The organism is Methylobacterium frigidaeris (assembly GCF_022179185.1).
Taxonomy (GTDB): Bacteria; Pseudomonadota; Alphaproteobacteria; order Rhizobiales; family Beijerinckiaceae; genus Methylobacterium; species Methylobacterium frigidaeris.
In genome coordinates this window covers 1-274 of record NZ_BPQJ01000201.1, presented here as the reverse complement: position 1 = coordinate 274, position 274 = coordinate 1, and the positions used below count along the sequence as shown (strand labels likewise).

At 66.4% G+C, this 274-nt stretch carries 1 protein-coding gene; it reads left to right on the top strand.

Features of this window, described 5'->3' with window-relative positions; genetic code table 11:
- Positions 1-202: hypothetical protein (locus tag MFF64_RS36845; RefSeq protein WP_238193981.1), on the top strand; the 202-nt coding region annotated here is incomplete at its 5' end.
- Between the last annotated feature and the right edge of the window lie 72 nt (positions 203-274).

The following is a 274-nucleotide window of genomic DNA, read 5'->3' as shown; positions in this document are numbered from 1 at the left end:
CGAGCTCGCGGAACGTGGCCCCACAGAGTTCTTGATGGCCACGGCGATCGAGGAAGTGGCTGAGACGACCGGCATCCTAACCCGGTGCAGCAACATCCGGGGCGTGTCCGATCACGATGCACGGATGCGCCTACACCAGGCGAAAGCAACGATCCGGGTGATGTCCGGAATGATGCCAGGCCCCGAGGCGGCCGTGGCGTAGCTCCGGCCAGCGAGACCGCCGTACATGCGCGCTCTACCCTATCTCGCCCTCGCTGCCCCGGCCTCAGGATCC